This is a genomic window from Lysinibacillus sphaericus, from assembly GCF_006864135.1.
GTDB lineage: Bacteria > Bacillota > Bacilli > Bacillales_A > Planococcaceae > Lysinibacillus.
The window spans coordinates 1-17,603 of the sequence record NZ_SADV01000025.1 but is presented as its reverse complement, the minus strand read 5'-3'; the positions used below and the strand labels follow the sequence as shown (position 1 = coordinate 17,603).

Annotated in this window: 13 protein-coding genes and 1 riboswitch; of the genes, 4 read left to right on the top strand and 9 right to left on the bottom strand. The window is 36.5% G+C overall.

Features of this window, described 5'->3' with window-relative positions; genetic code table 11:
* Positions 1-537: 537 nt before the first annotated feature.
* Positions 538-1,320, bottom strand: a complete 783-nt coding sequence (locus C7Y47_RS20360) for a TSUP family transporter (protein WP_142510424.1) — start codon at positions 1,318-1,320, stop codon at positions 538-540.
* A 126-nt stretch (positions 1,321-1,446) separates the two neighbouring features.
* Here C7Y47_RS20360 and C7Y47_RS20355 point away from each other — a divergent pair, with 126 nt between their 5' ends.
* Positions 1,447-2,229, top strand: a complete 783-nt coding sequence (locus C7Y47_RS20355; protein WP_142510423.1) for a TrmB family transcriptional regulator — start codon at positions 1,447-1,449, stop codon at positions 2,227-2,229.
* 74 nt (positions 2,230-2,303) lie between these two features.
* On the opposite strand, the gene C7Y47_RS20350 is transcribed toward C7Y47_RS20355, so the two are convergent.
* Positions 2,304-2,675, bottom strand: coding sequence for a nucleotide excision repair endonuclease (locus C7Y47_RS20350; protein WP_142510422.1), 372 nt, complete (start codon positions 2,673-2,675; stop codon positions 2,304-2,306).
* 195 nt (positions 2,676-2,870) lie between these two features.
* Positions 2,871-2,981, top strand: a riboswitch (SAM riboswitch).
* 137 nt (positions 2,982-3,118) lie between these two features.
* On the opposite strand from C7Y47_RS20350, the gene metA reads away from it, so the two are divergent.
* Entirely contained in the window at positions 3,119-4,054 is a 936-nt protein-coding gene (gene metA / locus C7Y47_RS20345) for a homoserine O-acetyltransferase MetA (protein ID WP_142510421.1), read from the top strand.
* Positions 4,055-4,132: 78 nt separating this feature from the next.
* Here the strand turns inward: metA and C7Y47_RS20340 are convergent, their stop codons facing one another.
* The 7 genes from C7Y47_RS20340 to plsY all read right to left on the bottom strand — a co-directional run bounded on the left by C7Y47_RS20340 (position 4,133) and on the right by plsY (position 12,133).
* Positions 4,133-5,641, bottom strand: coding sequence for a GerAB/ArcD/ProY family transporter (locus C7Y47_RS20340; RefSeq protein WP_142510420.1), 1,509 nt, complete (start codon positions 5,639-5,641; stop codon positions 4,133-4,135).
* An 854-nt stretch (positions 5,642-6,495) separates the two neighbouring features.
* The gene (locus C7Y47_RS20335; RefSeq protein ID WP_255505283.1) at positions 6,496-8,058 is read right to left on the bottom strand and encodes a GerAB/ArcD/ProY family transporter; all 1,563 of its coding nucleotides are present in this window, start codon (positions 8,056-8,058) and stop codon (positions 6,496-6,498) included.
* A 35-nt stretch (positions 8,059-8,093) separates the two neighbouring features.
* On the bottom strand, positions 8,094-8,327 hold the full coding sequence (locus C7Y47_RS20330; protein ID WP_142510419.1) for a hypothetical protein: 234 nt from the start codon (positions 8,325-8,327) through the stop codon (positions 8,094-8,096).
* A 3-nt stretch (positions 8,328-8,330) separates the two neighbouring features.
* Entirely contained in the window at positions 8,331-9,530 is a 1,200-nt protein-coding gene (locus C7Y47_RS20325; RefSeq protein ID WP_142510418.1) for a Ger(x)C family spore germination protein, read from the bottom strand.
* A gap of 14 nt (positions 9,531-9,544) precedes the next feature.
* Positions 9,545-11,092 carry a spore germination protein gene (locus C7Y47_RS20320; RefSeq protein ID WP_142510417.1) on the bottom strand — a complete coding sequence of 516 codons (1,548 nt, stop codon included), beginning with the start codon at positions 11,090-11,092 and terminating at the stop codon, positions 9,545-9,547.
* Positions 11,093-11,220: 128 nt separating this feature from the next.
* Positions 11,221-11,511, bottom strand: a complete 291-nt coding sequence (locus C7Y47_RS20315; protein ID WP_142510416.1) for a HesB/YadR/YfhF family protein — start codon at positions 11,509-11,511, stop codon at positions 11,221-11,223.
* Positions 11,512-11,530: 19 nt separating this feature from the next.
* Positions 11,531-12,133: a glycerol-3-phosphate 1-O-acyltransferase PlsY gene (gene plsY, locus C7Y47_RS20310; RefSeq protein ID WP_142510415.1), complete on the bottom strand. Its 603-nt coding sequence runs from the start codon at positions 12,131-12,133 to the stop codon at positions 11,531-11,533.
* 671 nt (positions 12,134-12,804) lie between these two features.
* Between plsY and parE the strand changes: the two genes are divergently transcribed.
* Positions 12,805-14,781 (top strand): DNA topoisomerase IV subunit B, encoded by a 1,977-nt coding sequence (parE, locus tag C7Y47_RS20305; protein WP_142510414.1) that lies wholly within the window; start codon positions 12,805-12,807, stop codon positions 14,779-14,781.
* Positions 14,778-17,210 carry a DNA topoisomerase IV subunit A gene (gene parC, locus C7Y47_RS20300; RefSeq protein ID WP_142510413.1) on the top strand — a complete coding sequence of 811 codons (2,433 nt, stop codon included), beginning with the start codon at positions 14,778-14,780 and terminating at the stop codon, positions 17,208-17,210. Before parE ends, parC begins: the two co-directional genes overlap by 4 nt.
* Positions 17,211-17,603: the final 393 nt, after the last annotated feature.

Genomic DNA, 17,603 nt, shown 5'->3' with positions numbered 1-17,603 from the left:
AATTTCTGGATTGATGGATAGAAATTTCAAAGTGACGGAAAGTCCCTCCGAAGTGATGGATAGAACCTGAATTGACGGAAATAACTTGAAGTGACTGGAGAGAACTTGAAGTGATGGATAGAGCCTTCAAAAATGATGGCGAGGATCACCCAAATCGTGGATAGAACCTTCAAAATGGTGGATAGAACTTCCAAAATCGTGGATAGAATTTCTGGATTGATGGATAGAAATTTCAAAGTGACGGAAAGTCCCTCCGAAGTGATGGATAGAACCTGAATTGACGGAAATAACTTGAAGTGATGGATAGAACCTTCAAAAATGATGGCGAGGATCACCCAAACCGTGGATAGAACCTCCAAAATCGTGGATAGAATATCTGGATTGATGGATAGACAATTTCAAAGTGACGGAAAGCCCCTCTAAAGTGACAGAAAGCCCCTCTAAAGTGACAGAAAGCCCCTCCGAAATGACCAAAAGCCTCTCCAAATTAAAGAAACAGAACGCCAAAGATTGTCGACAAGCTAAGACACCGTAGAGCTAGATATCTACGGCGTTTTTTATGTAATCATAAGCATTTTTAGTTAACAAAGTAATCGTTACGATAATAAATAATACGCGGACAAAGCCGCTACCTTTTTTAATCGCCATACGTGAGCCTACAAATGCACCGGCAATTTGAGCGATACCCATTAGTAAACCATAGACATAATGAATCTGACCTAAGTAGGCGAACATTAAAAGGCCGGCAAAATTACTTGCTAAGTTTAAAAATTTCGCGTTTCCTGCTGCCTTTAAGAAATCGAAGCCGACTAATAAAAAACTAAAGATTAAAAACGAGCCAGTTCCTGGACCAAGAAACCCATCATAAAACCCAATTGTAAATAACAACAGCATGAATAGGACTAAGTGCGTAAACTTTAAATTTTTGACTGTAGCTACAGAACCCCAATCTTTTTTAAAGATTGTATAGACTGCAACAGCAGCAAGCATTATGAGCATAAGTGGTTTTAGTAATTCAGGATTAATTAAATGAACTGTCCATGCACCAAAAAGTGATCCTACAAAGGCTAGGGGAAAGTATTTAATAACCGAACGAATTTCTAGCTGACCAGATCGATAAAAAGAAAGGGTTGATGTTAAAGAACCCATGGTGCCGGCAAGTTTATTAGTGGCTACTGCCGCTGCTGGATTTAAACCAGCAAACATAAGGGCAGGTAACGCAATTAAGCCACCACCTCCAACGACTGCATCCACAAAGGCGGCTAAAAATCCAAAAGATATTAATAATATGACTACATTTACATCTACTTCAAATAGCATGTTTACACCTCTTTTGATAGTTACTACTGAAATAGTAACTAAATTTCACGAGGCTGTAAAGACTAATTTTTTTCGTTGGCGTATCTTCATAGCCTTAACTTATAATAGAGGTAATGGAGGGATCGAATGGTTGAATTAATCGCCCAATTAAAAGAGCTGGGATTCACAGAATATGAAGCGAAGGCCTATACTGCACTCGTACAAAATAGTCATGTTAGTGCCTATCAAGTAAGTAAAAACTCCGGTATCCCTCGTGCAAGAATATACGATATACTTGATGTACTTGTTGAAAAAGGGTTAGTACTGAAAGAAGAAACGGCAGATCATACGACATACTCTTCCATTCCTGTCGCTGTGTTTTTACAGCAAATTCAGCAACGTTGGCAATCTAATTTTTCGTCGATTAGTGATCGATTAGAAAAATTAGAAGTAAAAGAGCAGGAAGCGGAGCATAAAGTTGTCACGTTAAAAGGAAAAGAGGCAATCTTCAATTATTGTCAGTCATTATTAAAAAAAGCGGAGAAAAAAGTCATATTATCAATGTGGGAAGATATGTATGAAGAATTGCGGGAAGATTTACATGAGGTAGCGAAGCATATACCTGTTCATGGAATTACCTTGTATGTGGAGGACCATTTAGCTTCCATTGACCAACACCGTATCACTCGCTATACGAGGAATGCGTCTACACCTCATTGGTTTATTTTGTCTGTAGATGGTCAAGAGATGATTTATGGTCACTCTCCGGCAAATCAGGAAACGGCTTTTATTACCAATGATCCTGTTCATATCTATTTATTAGAGGATTATGTATGGCATGACGTGCTTATTAATCGCCTTTTAAAGCGCGATGATACGGAGCTTGAGGAATGGATTACTAAAGAACGTAAAGCATTTTTCTTAGAATAAAAGTATTGAAAAAGAATCTGCAAGCCGTCATGTACATTACAGAGGGCAAGCAGATTCTTTTTTTTCGTTAAATATTAATAAAATACTTTATCAACATTGTATTTAGCGCGGAATGAATTGATCGCGTACGTTTCATAAATTTCACGTTCCATTGGATCTTCCACTTCATACACTTCAATTTTGAAAATTTCATCACGATGATTTTTCATCGGTGACACATTGTCCTCAAAATGCTTTTTAATACGTTGACGAATTTTACGTGCTTTCCCTACAAATAATAGTTCGTTCTCTTCATTGTAGAATAAGAAAATTCCACCGTTTTCACGAGTGATTTTATGGAAGTCGATAAAACCATGGTATGGTGTGATTGGTACATCTCCTGGCTTTAAATCTTGTTCGCGTTGGCGAATTACTAAATCTGGTTTTGGAAAATCAATTTTAATCAAACTATTCACGTTCCTCTCTGTTACTAAAGGTATATGTTAACATAAGTACAGCATGTTTACCATCAAATAATGATTGTAAACATTCAAGTTTAGTGTTAAACAAATGACATAATGACATGCATGATTAATAACAAAATATTCTATGTATTATTGATATTCTTAATTGTTCATGTTACAATTCTTTTTAATTAAATAATCTTATCATGAGAAGTTGAGGGATTTGGCCCGATGACGCTTCAGCAACCTCTAACGAAAGTTAGAAAGGTGCTAATTCCAGCAAAGGATTTATCCTTTGAGAGATAAGAGTGAACGTGGAAAAATCCTTCTCATTCTATCTCATATGGAATGAGGGGGATTTTTTAATTTCATCGTTTGATATTTGAGCTTTGCGCAGGGCCCGTGCATTGATGTAACAAAAGAAATAAAAGAGAGGGGAATGCAAGATGCCAATTAATATTCCGAAAAACTTACCAGCTGGAGAACATTTACGTGAGGAAAAAATCTTCGTTATGGAAGAGGACAGAGCGAAAACGCAACAAATTCGTCCGTTAAATATATTAATTTTGAACTTAATGCCAGAAAAAGAAAAAACAGAGCTGCAATTACTTCGTTTATTGGGGAATACACCGTTACAAGTGAATATTTCATTTTTAAATACAGCTACGCATGAATCGAAAAATGTCAGTAAATCACATTTACAGTTATTTTACACGACCTTCAATCAAATCCGTCATCGCCGTTATGATGGTATGATCATTACAGGTGCACCAGTAGAAAAAATGGAGTTTGAAGAAGTGAACTACTGGCAGGAAATTTCAGAAATTATGGATTGGTCTAAGGCAAACGTAACATCGATTTTACATATATGTTGGGGTGCACAGGCGGCGTTATACCATCATTACGGTATCGGTAAAATTGGACTTCCTGCTAAATGCTCAGGTGTATATTCTCATGTTATTACGGATTTAACAGTGGATTTAGTACGTGGATTTAGTGATTCATTTACTGCACCACATTCACGATATACATCCGTATCAATTGATGAAGTACTTAGCCATCCTGATTTACGATTACTATCTTATTCTGAAGATGCTGGTGTTTTTATTGTGCAATCTAAGGATAATAAAAACATTATGATTACGGGCCATCTTGAATATGATGCAACGACTTTAGCTGATGAGTATAGTCGAGATGTTGCGAAAGGATTAGATATTGAGGTACCAGTGAATTACTTCCCACATGATAATCCTGCTAATGAACCGATTAATACGTGGCGTGCCCATACTCATTTATTATTCTCAAATTGGTTGAACTACTATGTTTACCAAGAAACACCATATGAATGGGATTTCGTCGATCAAATTGAATATCATATTTAATGCCATTTAATAGCAATTAAAAATGATGACCTTGATATGGTAGGGTCATCATTTTTTTATGATTTTATACTGTTAATTTTAATTTTTGTTTTTATCACTGTTTGGCGTATTGCCAGTATCGCTGCTACTAACACTCTGCGAAGGATTTTCGCTATTGCTACTACTTCCACTTTGAATAGAATCTTCGTTATTATTACTACTTTCATTTTGAGTAGTATTTCTGTCATTGCTATTACCATCACTTTGAGTAGAATTATCGTTATTACTATTACTTTCATTTTGAGAAGCATTCCCGGCATTGCTATTACCATCACTTTGAGTAGAATTATCATTATTACTACTACTTGCACTTTGAGTAGTATTTCCGGCATTGCTATTACCATCACTTTGAGTAGAATTATTGTTATTACTACTACTTTCATTTTGAGAAGCATTTCCGTTATTACTACCGCTTTCATTCTGTGTACTACAATTACTTTTTGTATTATTTCCTTGATTACCGTTAATTTTGCGAATTTTCGCGACAAGTAATAAGACTAATGGTAATAAGATTGCGAAAATAAAAGAAAAAATAGGCCAGGTTTCTCTATTGTAAATATCTGAATGAATGATACTAGGATGAATAATTTGTGAAAGTCCAAGGATAATCATTCCGAATGGAAAAATGAGCGGTCGATGATTTTTAATTTTACATATTTGTGCGATGCCGATGACCCCAGCGTAAAAAAACATAAAAGTTTTAATATAAATTGATATTAACCACATGGCTGCCATAATCACTTCAATACGTTGTAAAAAATTCCCGATTGAAATTCTTTGGGCTAATGAATAGCTAGGAAATGTCCTAGAAGCAGTATTTGCCGGACCTAGGACAAGGATAGCTAGTGTGATGATAGCAATTAAGACAATCCCTCCAAGAATTGTGCCAATGTAAAAACCTTTTTGTGCTGATTTATGGACGTTAACAGTAGAAGGAAAAATCATTAATAATATGACAAGAGGGAATGAAAAAATACTCATTAATCGGATCATACTAAAGAATAATGATTTTGCTGGTGCCTCCATTATTGGCTGTAGATTTTCCATCTGAACGGATGGTGAAATACAAACTACGAATAAAATAAAAATTAAAATAAAAAATGGGAATAGTATTTCTGCAGAACGGGCAAAAACTTCAATCCCTAGAAATGCAGCATAAATAATGATAATACTGAACAGAAACGCAAAGGCCATTGTAGGTGTTTCTGGCAAAACTTCTGTTTTCATGAAAATGCCAATGAAATATAATAATTCACCGGCAGAAAGTAGGGATAGAAAAATAAAACCAATCGAAGTTATTTTTCCGAAAAAGCGACCTAATATCTTTTCATTAGCTTCTACAAATGTAAGGGTAGGTGTCCGTTTTCCTACAGTTATGAAAAGCTTTATTAAAAGTAAACTTAAAACGACACTAATAATCGCGGCAATCCAGGCATCTTGTTTTGCTTCACTTGCTACACTAGCAGGGCTAATTAAAATGGCTGTTCCAATTGAAGCGAGAAGGGTAATGATCATAAATTGTCTTGAGCTAATTATTTCTTTTTCCATTTGAACGCTACCCCTTTGCTCTTAACATAAAGATCCTTATTATTTTGTCAGGGAGACAATTAAATCTTTAATTGGTGAAAAAATAAAGGTAAGCAAGTCTAATGGGCTTGGAATTTTGATCCTTTATAAGACCCCAATATTTAATGCAGCACCGAATCTTTATTATTTAAATTTTGGAATCATTCGTTTGATTCCTTTTTTTCGTATTAAAATGACCCTGACAGTATTTTTTGACTAATTAAGTGTGGTCGAGTCAATAAAGCTCTACGAGGGAACAACAGTCTTTTTGATCCTTTAGAATTAATGGGCCGAATGGACTTAAATATGGAACACAAAAGTTCGTAAGCGATGATCATAAGGCCAAACATTAAACCAAACATTAAACCAAACATTAAACCAAACAATCCAACTATAGCTGCTAAAATCGAAGAGCGCGAACTGTATTTGATAAGCCATTTACATAGATGATCGATGACGCATACTATTCAGCTTTTCCAATGGTCATTTCTCGTATGATAAGGTCATTGTTATTCCCTAGTGTGTTTTTCAAATTTTGAGAAAGAGAACTATAGTATCGGCAATTATAGAAATAGACATTTCCATTCCTCCTCAACATTTACATAACTATATAATGTACAATTTTGAGAGAAGATAAACAAAGGTTGGAATTGAATTCTTATAACTTCTTTCAGCGGGTGTCCAAACACCTGTACCTGTCGCTACGCTTTCGGTACAAAAGATATCCGCTTACAGAACTATACCGAGACATAATTGATCAATTTTCAATAGAAATGTAAAGAAAAAATGATGACCATGAAACGATCAGGTTCATCATTTTTTATGCCACTATGTTATTAATTTTCTGGAGAATCTTTATTTTTATCACTATTTGGAGTATTGCCGGTATCGCTATCATTCTGTGTATTATTGCTTGAAGCGTTATCACTTGTGCTCGGTGAAGGATTTTCGCTATTGCTGCTACTATCACTTTGAGTAGAATTATTGTTATTACTACTACTTTCATTTTGAGAAGCATTACCGCCATTACTGCTACTATCACTCTGAGTAGAATTATTGTTATTACTACTACTTTCATTTTGAGAAGCATTACCGCCATTATTGCTACTATCACTTTGAGTAGAATTATTGTTATTACTATTACTTTCATTTTGTGTAGTATTTCCGCCATTATTGCTACTACCACTTTGAGTAGAATCATTGTTATTACTACTACTTTCATTTTGAGAAGTATTACCGCCATTACTGCTACTTTCACCTTGTGTAGAATTATCGTTATTACTATTACTTTCATTTTGTGTATTATTTCCATTAATTTTGCGAATCATTGAGACTAGTAATAAAACTAATGGTAATAAAATCATTAAAACAAAGGAAAATATAGGCCAGATATCTCTATTGTAAATATCTGAATGAATAATATTAGGATGAACAATTTGTGAAAGTCCAAGGATAATCATGCCGAGTGGAAAAATGAGCGGTCGATGATTTTTAATTTTACATATTTGTGCGATACCGATCACCGAAGCATAAAAATACATAAAAGTTCTAATATAAATAGATATTACCCACATGGTCGCCATAATCACTTCAATACGCTGCAGAAAATTCCCGATTGAAATTCTTTGAGCTAATGAATAACTAGGAAATGTCCTAGAAGCAGTATTTGCCGGACCTAGGACAAGGATAGATAGTGTGATGATCGTAATTAAGACAATCCCTCCCAAAATTGCGCCAATGTAAAAACCTTTTTGTGCAGATTTTTGGACGTTAACTGCGGAAGGGAAAATCATTAATAATACAACAAGCGGGAATGAAAAAAGACTTATAAATCGAATCATACTAAAGAATAATGATTTTTTTGGTGTTTCCATTATTGGCTGTATATTTTCAATCTGGATGGATGGCGAAATACAAATTACAAAGAAAATAAAAATTAAAATAAAAATTGGACATAGTATTTCTGCAGAACGGGCAAATACCTCAATACCTAAAAATGCAGCATATATAATGATAATACTGAACATAAATGCAAACGCCATCGTAGGTGTTTCTGGCATAATTTCCGTTTTCATAAAAATCCCAATGAAATATAATAATTCACCGGCAGAAAGTAAAGATATAATAATAAAGCCAATTGCAGTGAATTTTCCAAAAAAACGACCTAATATCTTTTCATTAGCCTCTACAAATGTAAGGGTAGGTGTTCTATTTCCTAAAGCAACGAAAAGCTTTACTATGGGCAAACTTAAAACGACACCAATGATTGCTGCAATCCATGCATCTTGCTTTGCTTCGCTTGTTACACTTGCAGGGATAATTAAAATGGCTGTGCCAATTGAAAAGAGAAGGGTAATGATCATAAATTGTCTTGAACTAATTATTTCTTTTTCCATCATGAACGATACCCCTTTCTTAACATAAAGTTGCTTTATTACTTTGTCATGGAAATGAATAAATCTTTAATTGGTGAAAAAATAAAGGTAATTAAATCTATTGGGCTCGGTATTTTGAACCTTAATGAGACCGCAACATTTAATGCAGCACCGAGCATTAAAAAAATCGAAAAAATAACGATTGTTTTCGTTTCTTTATTTTTGTTTAAATTTGGAATGAAGGCAAAGGCTATAACAGCTGTAATTAATAGTATAAAAATCGTCATAATCATAGATTATTCTCCCTTCGGCTTCTTCACTAATGAGTTTTCCATCGTCCCTAATCCTTGTGTGTTCACATGTACTTCAACTTTAACTGGCACCTCTTGAAATATAGTGAGCCAGTCTTTTTTTATTTTTTTCCACTCTTTCGGATTTGTACGATGAAGTTCTGAACCAAATCCAAAAATATCGACCCGATAATTTTGCTGAACTGTTTTAATTGTTTCTTCGATTCGTTTTTTAATATGTTCTTCTGTTTTTTTATTGATGTAGTGAATCGATTTTTCTTTAGTAAGGTCTATCGTACATTCAACTTCTCCGACATTTTGGCTAACATCTATAAAAACATTGATTTTTGGTGCTCCATTTTCAAATTTACCTTTTATTTTCGTCTTTGAGTGCGTAATCTCTGTTGATACAGTACCTTCCTTAGGGCAAGCAAGAATTTCAATTGTACTGTCTATTTTGTCCTTTAAAAAACCTAGACTTCTACTATCTTCTTCTGATAAAAGCCCAATGAATTTATCTTCTTTAAAAACACCTAAGCCTGCGTACTTTAATAGCACAGAAGACTTCGATTTTTTAACATTCGATGGATCCTTTCCCGCATTTTTATCTCCCTGTATTTCAATGGCAGACATGACTACACTTGTTTCTTTGTTATTTAAAGTATTGATTAATTCATCAATTTTAATGGATTGTGTTGTACCCCAAGTTTTCTCTGACGTTTTAAGAGAATTTAGTAATTTGTTAGCTGGAACTTTTTCGATAGGTGTTAAAACGTTTAAAACTTCGTCGGCAGTCGCGTCATGAGCAACGATGACATCGAAGTCATTTCTGAATTCATGATCTCTTGACACTAAATCTAACGGTTCGGCCATTCCTTCTTTCGCCAATTCATCACCGAGTACAACGATTTGAAGGTGAGCGAAATAAAGTTTTCTAGCTGTTACTGTTGTCATTTTTCTAATGGCCTCAAAGACCGTTTTACCTTTTGAATGATAGGTAATAACCGGTGATCGTCCTGAAGTAGGCTGTTTGGAGGAGATTTCACCAGGATCTACAACTTGAACAGTTATTTCGAACTCATTATCTACCTTATCTATTCCCAATGCTGCGACAATTGCTAATTCATTGAGTTCGCGCTTACTCCAGCAACCACTTAAAAGTAAAGAAAGAATCATTAGTAAACATATTGCCTTATATTTTGACATGGTTTATTCCTCGTTTACACATTCTTTTGATTCCTTTTTTTCGTATTAAAATATTTATGACCTCTGACAGTATTTTTTTGACTAATTAAGCGTGGTCGAGTCAATAATGCTCTTCGTGGGAACAACACAAGGGCATCTTTTTGATCGTCTAGAATTAATGGCCCGAATGGACTTAAATATGGAACACCGAAAGTTCGTAAACTGCATAAGTGAAGGAGAATGATCATTAGGCCAAACATCACACCATACAATCCAACAATTGCTGCTAAAATCATTAATGGGAAACGAAGTGCACGAACTGTATTGGATAAGCCATAAGCAGGGAATAAAAAGCTACAAATGGCTGTAAGTGCCACAATAATGACCATTACAGCTGATACAATTCCTGCTTCTACAGCGGCTTGACCGATCACTAATGTTCCAACAATGGATACGGCTGGTCCAATCGTTCTTGGCATTCGAAGACCTGCTTCTCTTAACACCTCAAAGGCAATCTCCATTATGAGTGCCTCTACAACGGCAGGGAAGGGGACTCCTTCTCGTTGAGATGCAATACTTATTAACATAGGAGTTGGTAGCATTTCTTGATGAAAGGTGGTAATCGCTACGTAAAGCGATGGCGCTATCAAGGCTAGGCCAATTCCAAAAAATCTCAATAAACGTACAAGAGTACTAATCATCCAATGCTGATAATAATCTTCAGCAGATTGTAAAAAGGATGTAAATAGAGCTGGGACAACTAGGACAAACGGTGATCCATCCACTAGAATTGCAATTTTTCCGTCTAATAGTTCACCAGCAATAACATCAGGTCGTTCAGAATTATAAACTGTAGGGAATATGGTGGTTTTAGAATCTTGAATAAAATCTTCAATGTAGCCGCTTTCTAAAATACCATCAATATTAATACGATCTAATCGGGAAAGAACCTCCGCTACTATTTTGTCATTCGCAATGTCATTTAAATACATAACAGCAACATCCGTTTTTGTTACTTCACCGACAATACGAGACTTGATCCAGAGATTCGGACTTTTAATTTTCCGACGGATCAGAGCCGTATTCGTACGCAATGTTTCCGTAAAGGCTTCCCGTGGACCTCTAATGACCGACTCTGTTGAAGGCTCCATAACAGCCCTATCTTTTGCACCTTTTGTACTTGTTACAATTCCAGTTGAAGATTCATCTAATAAAATGACCGTATCACCATTCAAAATCGAATTGTACAGTGTTGAAAAATTGAAAATATCATTAACATCGCCGACTGTTAAACAAGAATCTCTTAAATAGCGAATAATCTTGTCTGTTTCTGTTTCATCACTTGCCTCAATATCAAGCATTAGTTTATCAATTACAGAATCAGAAATGCTTATTTTATCGGTTAAGCCATCTACGTAGATGATCGCGAAAACATATTTTTCAGCTTTTCCAATGGTAATTTCTCGTATGATAAGGTCATTACTATTCCCGAGTGTGTTTTTAATTATCTTCAAATTTTGAGAAAGAGAACTATACAGTTGGTCATTGTTTTGGGAGGTATCAGTAATTTTAGAAATAGACATTTTCATTTCCTCCTCAAGATTTTACATAACTATAGAATGTACAACTTTGAAAGAAGATAAACTAAGGTTGGAATAGATTCAAATAAAAAAACAGTGTTCCCTTCGTTTAAACGAAAGGGAACACTGCTTTATTTTTTATACTCATATTTTAATTCGTCATTTGTAACATCCACATCTACATATAAACTGTGATTATTGAAAAACCATAAATCTTTTTCATCTATATAGTAGGTAACATCGTCAATAACTTTCTTAACACCAATGTTGAATGGTTCTTCGCGTGTCATACCTAGGGAAAAGCCTTCGTGAAAAGGACTGGAACCACCATATCTAGCATAAAAACGAATCGTATCTCCGGATTCTACTTCCATCTCTTGTTTGAACCATTGTAGGGCTTCATCTGTTAGTACAATATTCATTAGAATGCTCCTTTCTATGTTACAACCATTTCACCTTTGGTTCAGTACCATTTTTAATGCGTGCAATATTTGCTCGGTGACGGTAAATGATAAAGGTAAATAAACAAGCTATTAAAATACCTAACGCAAAGTCGCCTGTAACAAAATAATAAACGATTGAATAAATAAGTGCTACTAAAGCGGCAATCATGGAAGTTAAACTTACAATCTTTGTAATTTTTAATGTTACAATAAACGCAATAAATAATAAGATAAAAAGAGGCCATGAATAGCCTAAGAGAACTCCAGCTGATGTTGCTACCGCTTTCCCTCCGCGGAAACCTGCAAAGATTGGGAACATATGACCAATAACGGCTACTAGTCCAAGTAATAGCGAATGGATAGAGACATTAGAGAATAGAGGAAGAGCTACAAGTAATACGGCTGCTGTACCTTTTAAGACATCCATAATCGTTACGACGATTCCTGCTTTTTTTCCTAAAATACGAAAAGTATTTGTCGCACCTAAATTGCCACTTCCATGTTGGCGAATATCAGTTTTATAAAAAATTTTGCCTATCCATAACCCAGAGGGGATCGAGCCGATTAAATAAGCACATAAAATAATAAGTCCATTTAGCATATTTGGACTCCTTTCATTCATTCATTAATTAACACTTGGTACTAATAATATGTAACAAATATTCTACACTTTTTCTCTATAATCTACAATGACATGAAGGAGATTTCTTAGTGTATCTTGAATTCATTACAAAAGATAACTCTATTTTTCAAGGATTTTTATATGTATATGATTTTAGGTTAGTCTTTTAGACATGATTCATGTAGGCAGCATGAAAGCCCTTTCTAAAAATATAGGTAAAAAGGCAATTTTGTCAATCACCCATTCCTTTGGTAGAATAGAAGTCTATCTTTAATTTCTAGAGTAAACTAGTACGAATTTCTTTAGACAGAAGAAACCCATTTATTACTGTACCTGTATATTTTTCAGAGAATAGTCAAATGCTTTTGAATGAAAGTTCAAAGCCTTCAGCGATTCGTATCGTTTTGAAAAAAAGTAATGACCAGTGCAACTAAAACTTATTGCCCTGCGTCAAAGGAAGAGAAGAGTTCTTGATACATATTGGAGCAACTATTGCAAATTTTTCTTCCGGTAAAACAGATCAAAACGATGAAGCTGTGAGGAATTTTAAAAATTTTTTGGGCCTGTCACTAGATATTGTTAGGAAATGCTATTATTATTAGGAAGAGAATATAAATAGAACATGCGTTTGTTTTTTGGAGGGGAAATTTTTGACGAATAAACAGTCACCAAGCGTCTATAATGATGACGCCATTCAAGTATTAGAAGGATTAGAAGCGGTACGAAAACGACCCGGCATGTATATCGGTTCTACGGATGGCCGTGGACTTCATCACCTTGTATATGAAATCGTCGATAATGCGGTGGATGAAGCACTGGCTGGCTTTGGTTCTCATATCATTGTCACTATTCATAAAGATCAAAGTATCAGCGTTCGAGACTTCGGCCGAGGAATGCCAACAGGTATGCATAAGATGGGGAAACCGACTCCTGAGATTATCTTCACTGTCTTACATGCCGGTGGTAAGTTCGGACAAGGCGGCTATAAAACAAGTGGTGGCTTACATGGTGTAGGTTCGTCTGTTGTTAATGCTTTATCCACTTTTTTAGAAGTTACGATTCATCGCGATGGTAAAAAATATCGACAACGTTTTGAAAACGGTGGCCATCCTGTGACGACATTAGAAGAAATTGGACAAACAAAGCAGACAGGAACGCTTGTTCATTTTCTACCAGATGACACGATTTTCTCTGTAACAAAATACAATTATGATACGCTTGCAGAACGTTTACGTGAGTCAGCGTTTTTATTAAAAGGCTTAAAAATTGAGTTAATTGATGAACGCGAGGAAGGCAAAGGTGATGTTTTCTTTTATGAGAACGGCATTGAAGCTTTCGTTGCGTATTTGAATGAGGAGAAAGACGTCCTTCATCCTGTTAAGTATGTGGAAGGGATCCAAGACGAAATTGAAGTTGAATTCGCCTTTCAATACAACGATGGATACTCAGAAACAATCCTTTCATTTGTTAACAATGTGCGTACACGAGATGGTGGGACACATGAAACAGGTGCCAAGGCAGCTTTAACACGTGTTTTTAATGAATATGCACGTAAAATTGGCCTGTTAAAAGATAAAGATAAAAATCTTGAAGGGACAGACATCCGAGAAGGCTTAGCGGCGATTGTTTCTGTTCGTATACCAGAGCATTTACTACAATTTGAGGGTCAGACGAAGGGCAAGCTTGGTACGAGTGAGGCACGCTCGGCAGTAGATAGTGTTGTTTCGGAGCAAATTTTATATGTGCTTGAGGAAAACGCAGAATTGTCTGCATCTCTTGTTCGTAAAGCTATTCGTGCCCAACAAGTACGTGAAGCGGCTCGTAAAGCACGTGAAGATGCACGAAACGGCAAGAAGAGCAAAAAAGCCAGTACCATTCTTTCTGGAAAATTAACGCCTGCACAATCTCGAAATGCAGCGAAAAACGAGCTGTATTTAGTCGAAGGTGACTCTGCAGGTGGCTCTGCAAAACAAGGACGAGATCGTACGTTCCAAGCGATTTTACCTTTGCGTGGTAAAGTTATTAATACAGAAAAAGCAAAGCTGCAGGATATTATGAAAAATGAAGAGATTTCAACGATTATCCATGCCATTGGTGCTGGCGTCGGAACAGATTTCTCTGTCGAGGATTCAGCGTATGACAAAGTCGTTATTATGACCGATGCTGATACTGACGGAGCGCATATTCAAGTGCTGCTGTTAACGTTCTTCTATCGTTATATGCGACCATTGATTGAAGCTGGAAAGGTATTTATCGCATTACCACCACTTTATAAAATATCAAGAGGCACTGGTAAAAAAGAAGTGATTGAATATGCTTGGACTGAAAATGACTTACAAGCGGCCATTAAAAAAGTTGGAAAGGGTTACATATTACAACGTTATAAAGGGCTTGGTGAGATGAATGCTGACCAGCTGTGGGATACGACAATGAACCCTGAAACACGTACATTAATACGTGTGACGATCGAGGATGGTGCACGTGCTGATAGACGTGTGACAACTTTAATGGGCGATAAAGTAGAGCCGCGCCGTAAATGGATCGAAGCTAATGTAGACTTCGGTATGGAGGATGATTCAAATATTTTAGACAATGAATTCATCCAACAGGAGGAGGACCAAGCATGAGTAGTACGGAAAAATTTCAAGATTTACCTTTAGAAGAAGTTATGGGTGACCGTTTTGGTCGCTATAGTAAATATATTATTCAAGACCGCGCGTTGCCTGATGCACGTGACGGTCTTAAGCCTGTGCAACGACGTATTTTATATGCGATGTTTACAGAGGGCAATACGAACGATAAACCATTCCGTAAATCAGCAAAAACTGTCGGTAATGTTATCGGTAACTATCATCCTCATGGTGATAGTTCAGTATATGAAGCTATGGTGCGTATGAGTCAGGATTGGAAAGCGCGTCATATGCTCATTGAAATGCATGGGAATAACGGTTCTGTTGATGGTGACCCACCGGCAGCGATGCGTTATACCGAGGCAAGACTCTCTGCTATTGCAGCGGAGATGCTACGCGATATTGGTAAAAAAACAGTTGAACTTGTACCGAACTTCGATGATCAGGATATGGAGCCAACTGTTTTACCAGCTCGTTTCCCGAACTTACTAGTCAACGGCTCAACTGGTATTTCGGCCGGTTATGCGACAGATATCCCTCCTCACGCACTTGATGAGGTGCTAGACGGTGTTCTTATGCGTTTAGATAACCCAAATACCACTGTCGATGATTTAATGACCGTTATTAAAGGGCCTGATTTCCCAACAGGTGGGATCATTCAAGGTGTCGATGGCATTAAAAAAGCATACGAAACAGGACGCGGTAAAATCATTGTGCGTGCGCAAGCAGTCGTTGAGCCAATTAAAGGTGGCAAAGAGCAAATTGTTATTACGGAATTACCGTACGATGTTAATAAAGCAAATCTTGTGAAGAAGATCGATGAGCAACGTGTCGATAAACGACTTGAAGGAATTGCGGAAATTCGTGATGAATCGGATCGTACAGGCCTACGTGTTGTCATTGAACTGAAAAAAGATGTTCCTGGACAAGGAATTTTAAACTATTTGTTCAAAACAACTGATTTACAAGTAGCTTATAATTTTAATATGATTGCTATCCATAATCGTCGTCCGACAATGATGACATTGCCATTGTTACTGGATTCTTATATTGCTCATCAAAAGGAAGTCGTGACAAACCGCTCCATTTATGATTTGCAAAAGGCAAAAGATCGTTCGCATATTGTTGATGGCTTGATCAAGGCACTGTCCATTTTAGATGAAGTCATTGCAACGATTCGTTCTTCTAATGATAAACGAGATGCGAAAACGAATTTACAGGTGAAGTTTGACTTTACAGAAGTGCAATCAGAGGCAATCGTTAGCTTGCAATTATACCGTTTAACAAATACGGATATTACGGAATTGCGTGCTGAACAGGAAGAATTAAATAAATTGATTGCTAAGCTTGAAGGTATTCTTAATAGTGAAGCAAAGCTTGTACGTGTTATTAAACAGGAACTACTTGACATTAAAAAGCGCTTTGCAGAGCCACGTCGTTCAAAAATCGAACAAGAAATTGAAGAAATCAAAATTACGTTAGATGTCCTTGTCCCAAGTGAAGAGGTTGTAGTGACTGTCACAAAAGATGGCTATATTAAGCGTACATCTACACGTTCACATGCAGCTTCGAATGGTCAGGATTTCGCGATGAAGGATTCCGATTATTTATTATATGAAGCAAACTTAAATACACAGCATCATCTACTGCTGTTTACAAATCGAGGCAATTATATTTATCAGCCTGTCCATGAACTACCTGATATTCGTTGGAAGGATCTTGGTCAGCATATTTCTAGTATTGTACCGACAGGGAAAGATGAATCTATTATTGCTGTATACGGTTTTGAGACTTTCGAACAGGCCAATACGTATATTTTAACAGCTACGAAAGATGGACAAATTAAACGCTCACCTGTAGCAGATTATGCTGTTACACGCTATTCGAAACCGATCAAAACGATGAATGTTAAGTCAGGCGATGAAATGATTTTTGCAGGTATCGTGACAGACGATGCAGAGCTAATGTTAACGACAGATACGGCTTATGCTATTCGTTTCCCTGTGGAGGAATTACCAGTAACAGGAGTAAAAACAGGCGGCGTCAAAGGGATTACGTTGAAAGACGGAGAAGCATTAGTTGGCATCAATGTTTTACCGCCAAATGCCACTGCGTATGTTGCGATTGTGACACATCGCGGTGCGGTGAAAAAAATGAATGTTGCCGAAGTAGAGATGACGAGTCGTGCAAAACGCGGCTTAAAAGTGTTAACAGAATTAAAAGCGAACCCACATCGTATCGTAGCTGTAGTCAAAGTAACTGATGGGGAACAGCTAATGATTGAAACGGAAAAAGGTGTGCAAGAGATCCTTGATGTACAAGCATTAACTCGAGCAGATCGCCATTCTAATGGCTCCTTTAAAGTAGATATAGCTACAGACGGTGCCATTTCACATGTCTTCGCGGTCAAAAAAGAAGAGAAATAAAATTCCTTTTCTAACCCAGCTCCTTGTGAGAGCTGGGCTTTTTTTAGTGAATTGAAACTAGCAATCTCTGCACATTGTCTAACCTAGATGCGGTTTTAGCTAAAAAAACTTGCGACAGGGAGACGTTGACTTTACTATCATTCAAGGTAATATTCTCCCTCTATAACTCTAACATCAGATGGCGGATCAATTATTATGTAAATAAAAATGCACCCTTTATTGGAGGGCACTGAAAAAGTCTATATCTTTTCACATTGCGAGCTATTCAACGATTAAATCGTTGAATAGCTCGCTTTTTTCATTTGGCACTGTGACTCTACTGTTGTTTTCCGAAGCATTCCGCTCGCTTTCCGCGGGCGAGCGCCGAGCCTCCTCCTACGCTTCGCTTCGTGC

Excerpts from the sequence above, each read along its gene's own strand:
- C7Y47_RS20355 (WP_142510423.1), top strand. The coding sequence starts at position 1,447 with ATGGTTGAATTAATCGCCCAATTAAAAGAGCTGGGATTCACAGAATAT.
- parC (WP_142510413.1), top strand. The coding sequence starts at position 14,778 with ATGAGTAGTACGGAAAAATTTCAAGATTTACCTTTAGAAGAAGTTATG.
- C7Y47_RS20325 (WP_142510418.1), bottom strand. The coding sequence starts at position 9,530 with ATGTCAAAATATAAGGCAATATGTTTACTAATGATTCTTTCTTTACTT.
- C7Y47_RS20315 (WP_142510416.1), bottom strand. The coding sequence starts at position 11,511 with ATGAATATTGTACTAACAGATGAAGCCCTACAATGGTTCAAACAAGAG.
- C7Y47_RS20360 (WP_142510424.1), bottom strand. The coding sequence starts at position 1,320 with ATGCTATTTGAAGTAGATGTAAATGTAGTCATATTATTAATATCTTTT.
- plsY (WP_142510415.1), bottom strand. The coding sequence starts at position 12,133 with ATGCTAAATGGACTTATTATTTTATGTGCTTATTTAATCGGCTCGATC.
- C7Y47_RS20330 (WP_142510419.1), bottom strand. The coding sequence starts at position 8,327 with ATGATTATGACGATTTTTATACTATTAATTACAGCTGTTATAGCCTTT.
- C7Y47_RS20335 (WP_255505283.1), bottom strand. The coding sequence starts at position 8,058 with ATGATGGAAAAAGAAATAATTAGTTCAAGACAATTTATGATCATTACC.
- C7Y47_RS20340 (WP_142510420.1), bottom strand. The coding sequence starts at position 5,641 with ATGGAAAAAGAAATAATTAGCTCAAGACAATTTATGATCATTACCCTT.
- metA (WP_142510421.1), top strand. The coding sequence starts at position 3,119 with ATGCCAATTAATATTCCGAAAAACTTACCAGCTGGAGAACATTTACGT.
- C7Y47_RS20320 (WP_142510417.1), bottom strand. The coding sequence starts at position 11,092 with ATGTCTATTTCTAAAATTACTGATACCTCCCAAAACAATGACCAACTG.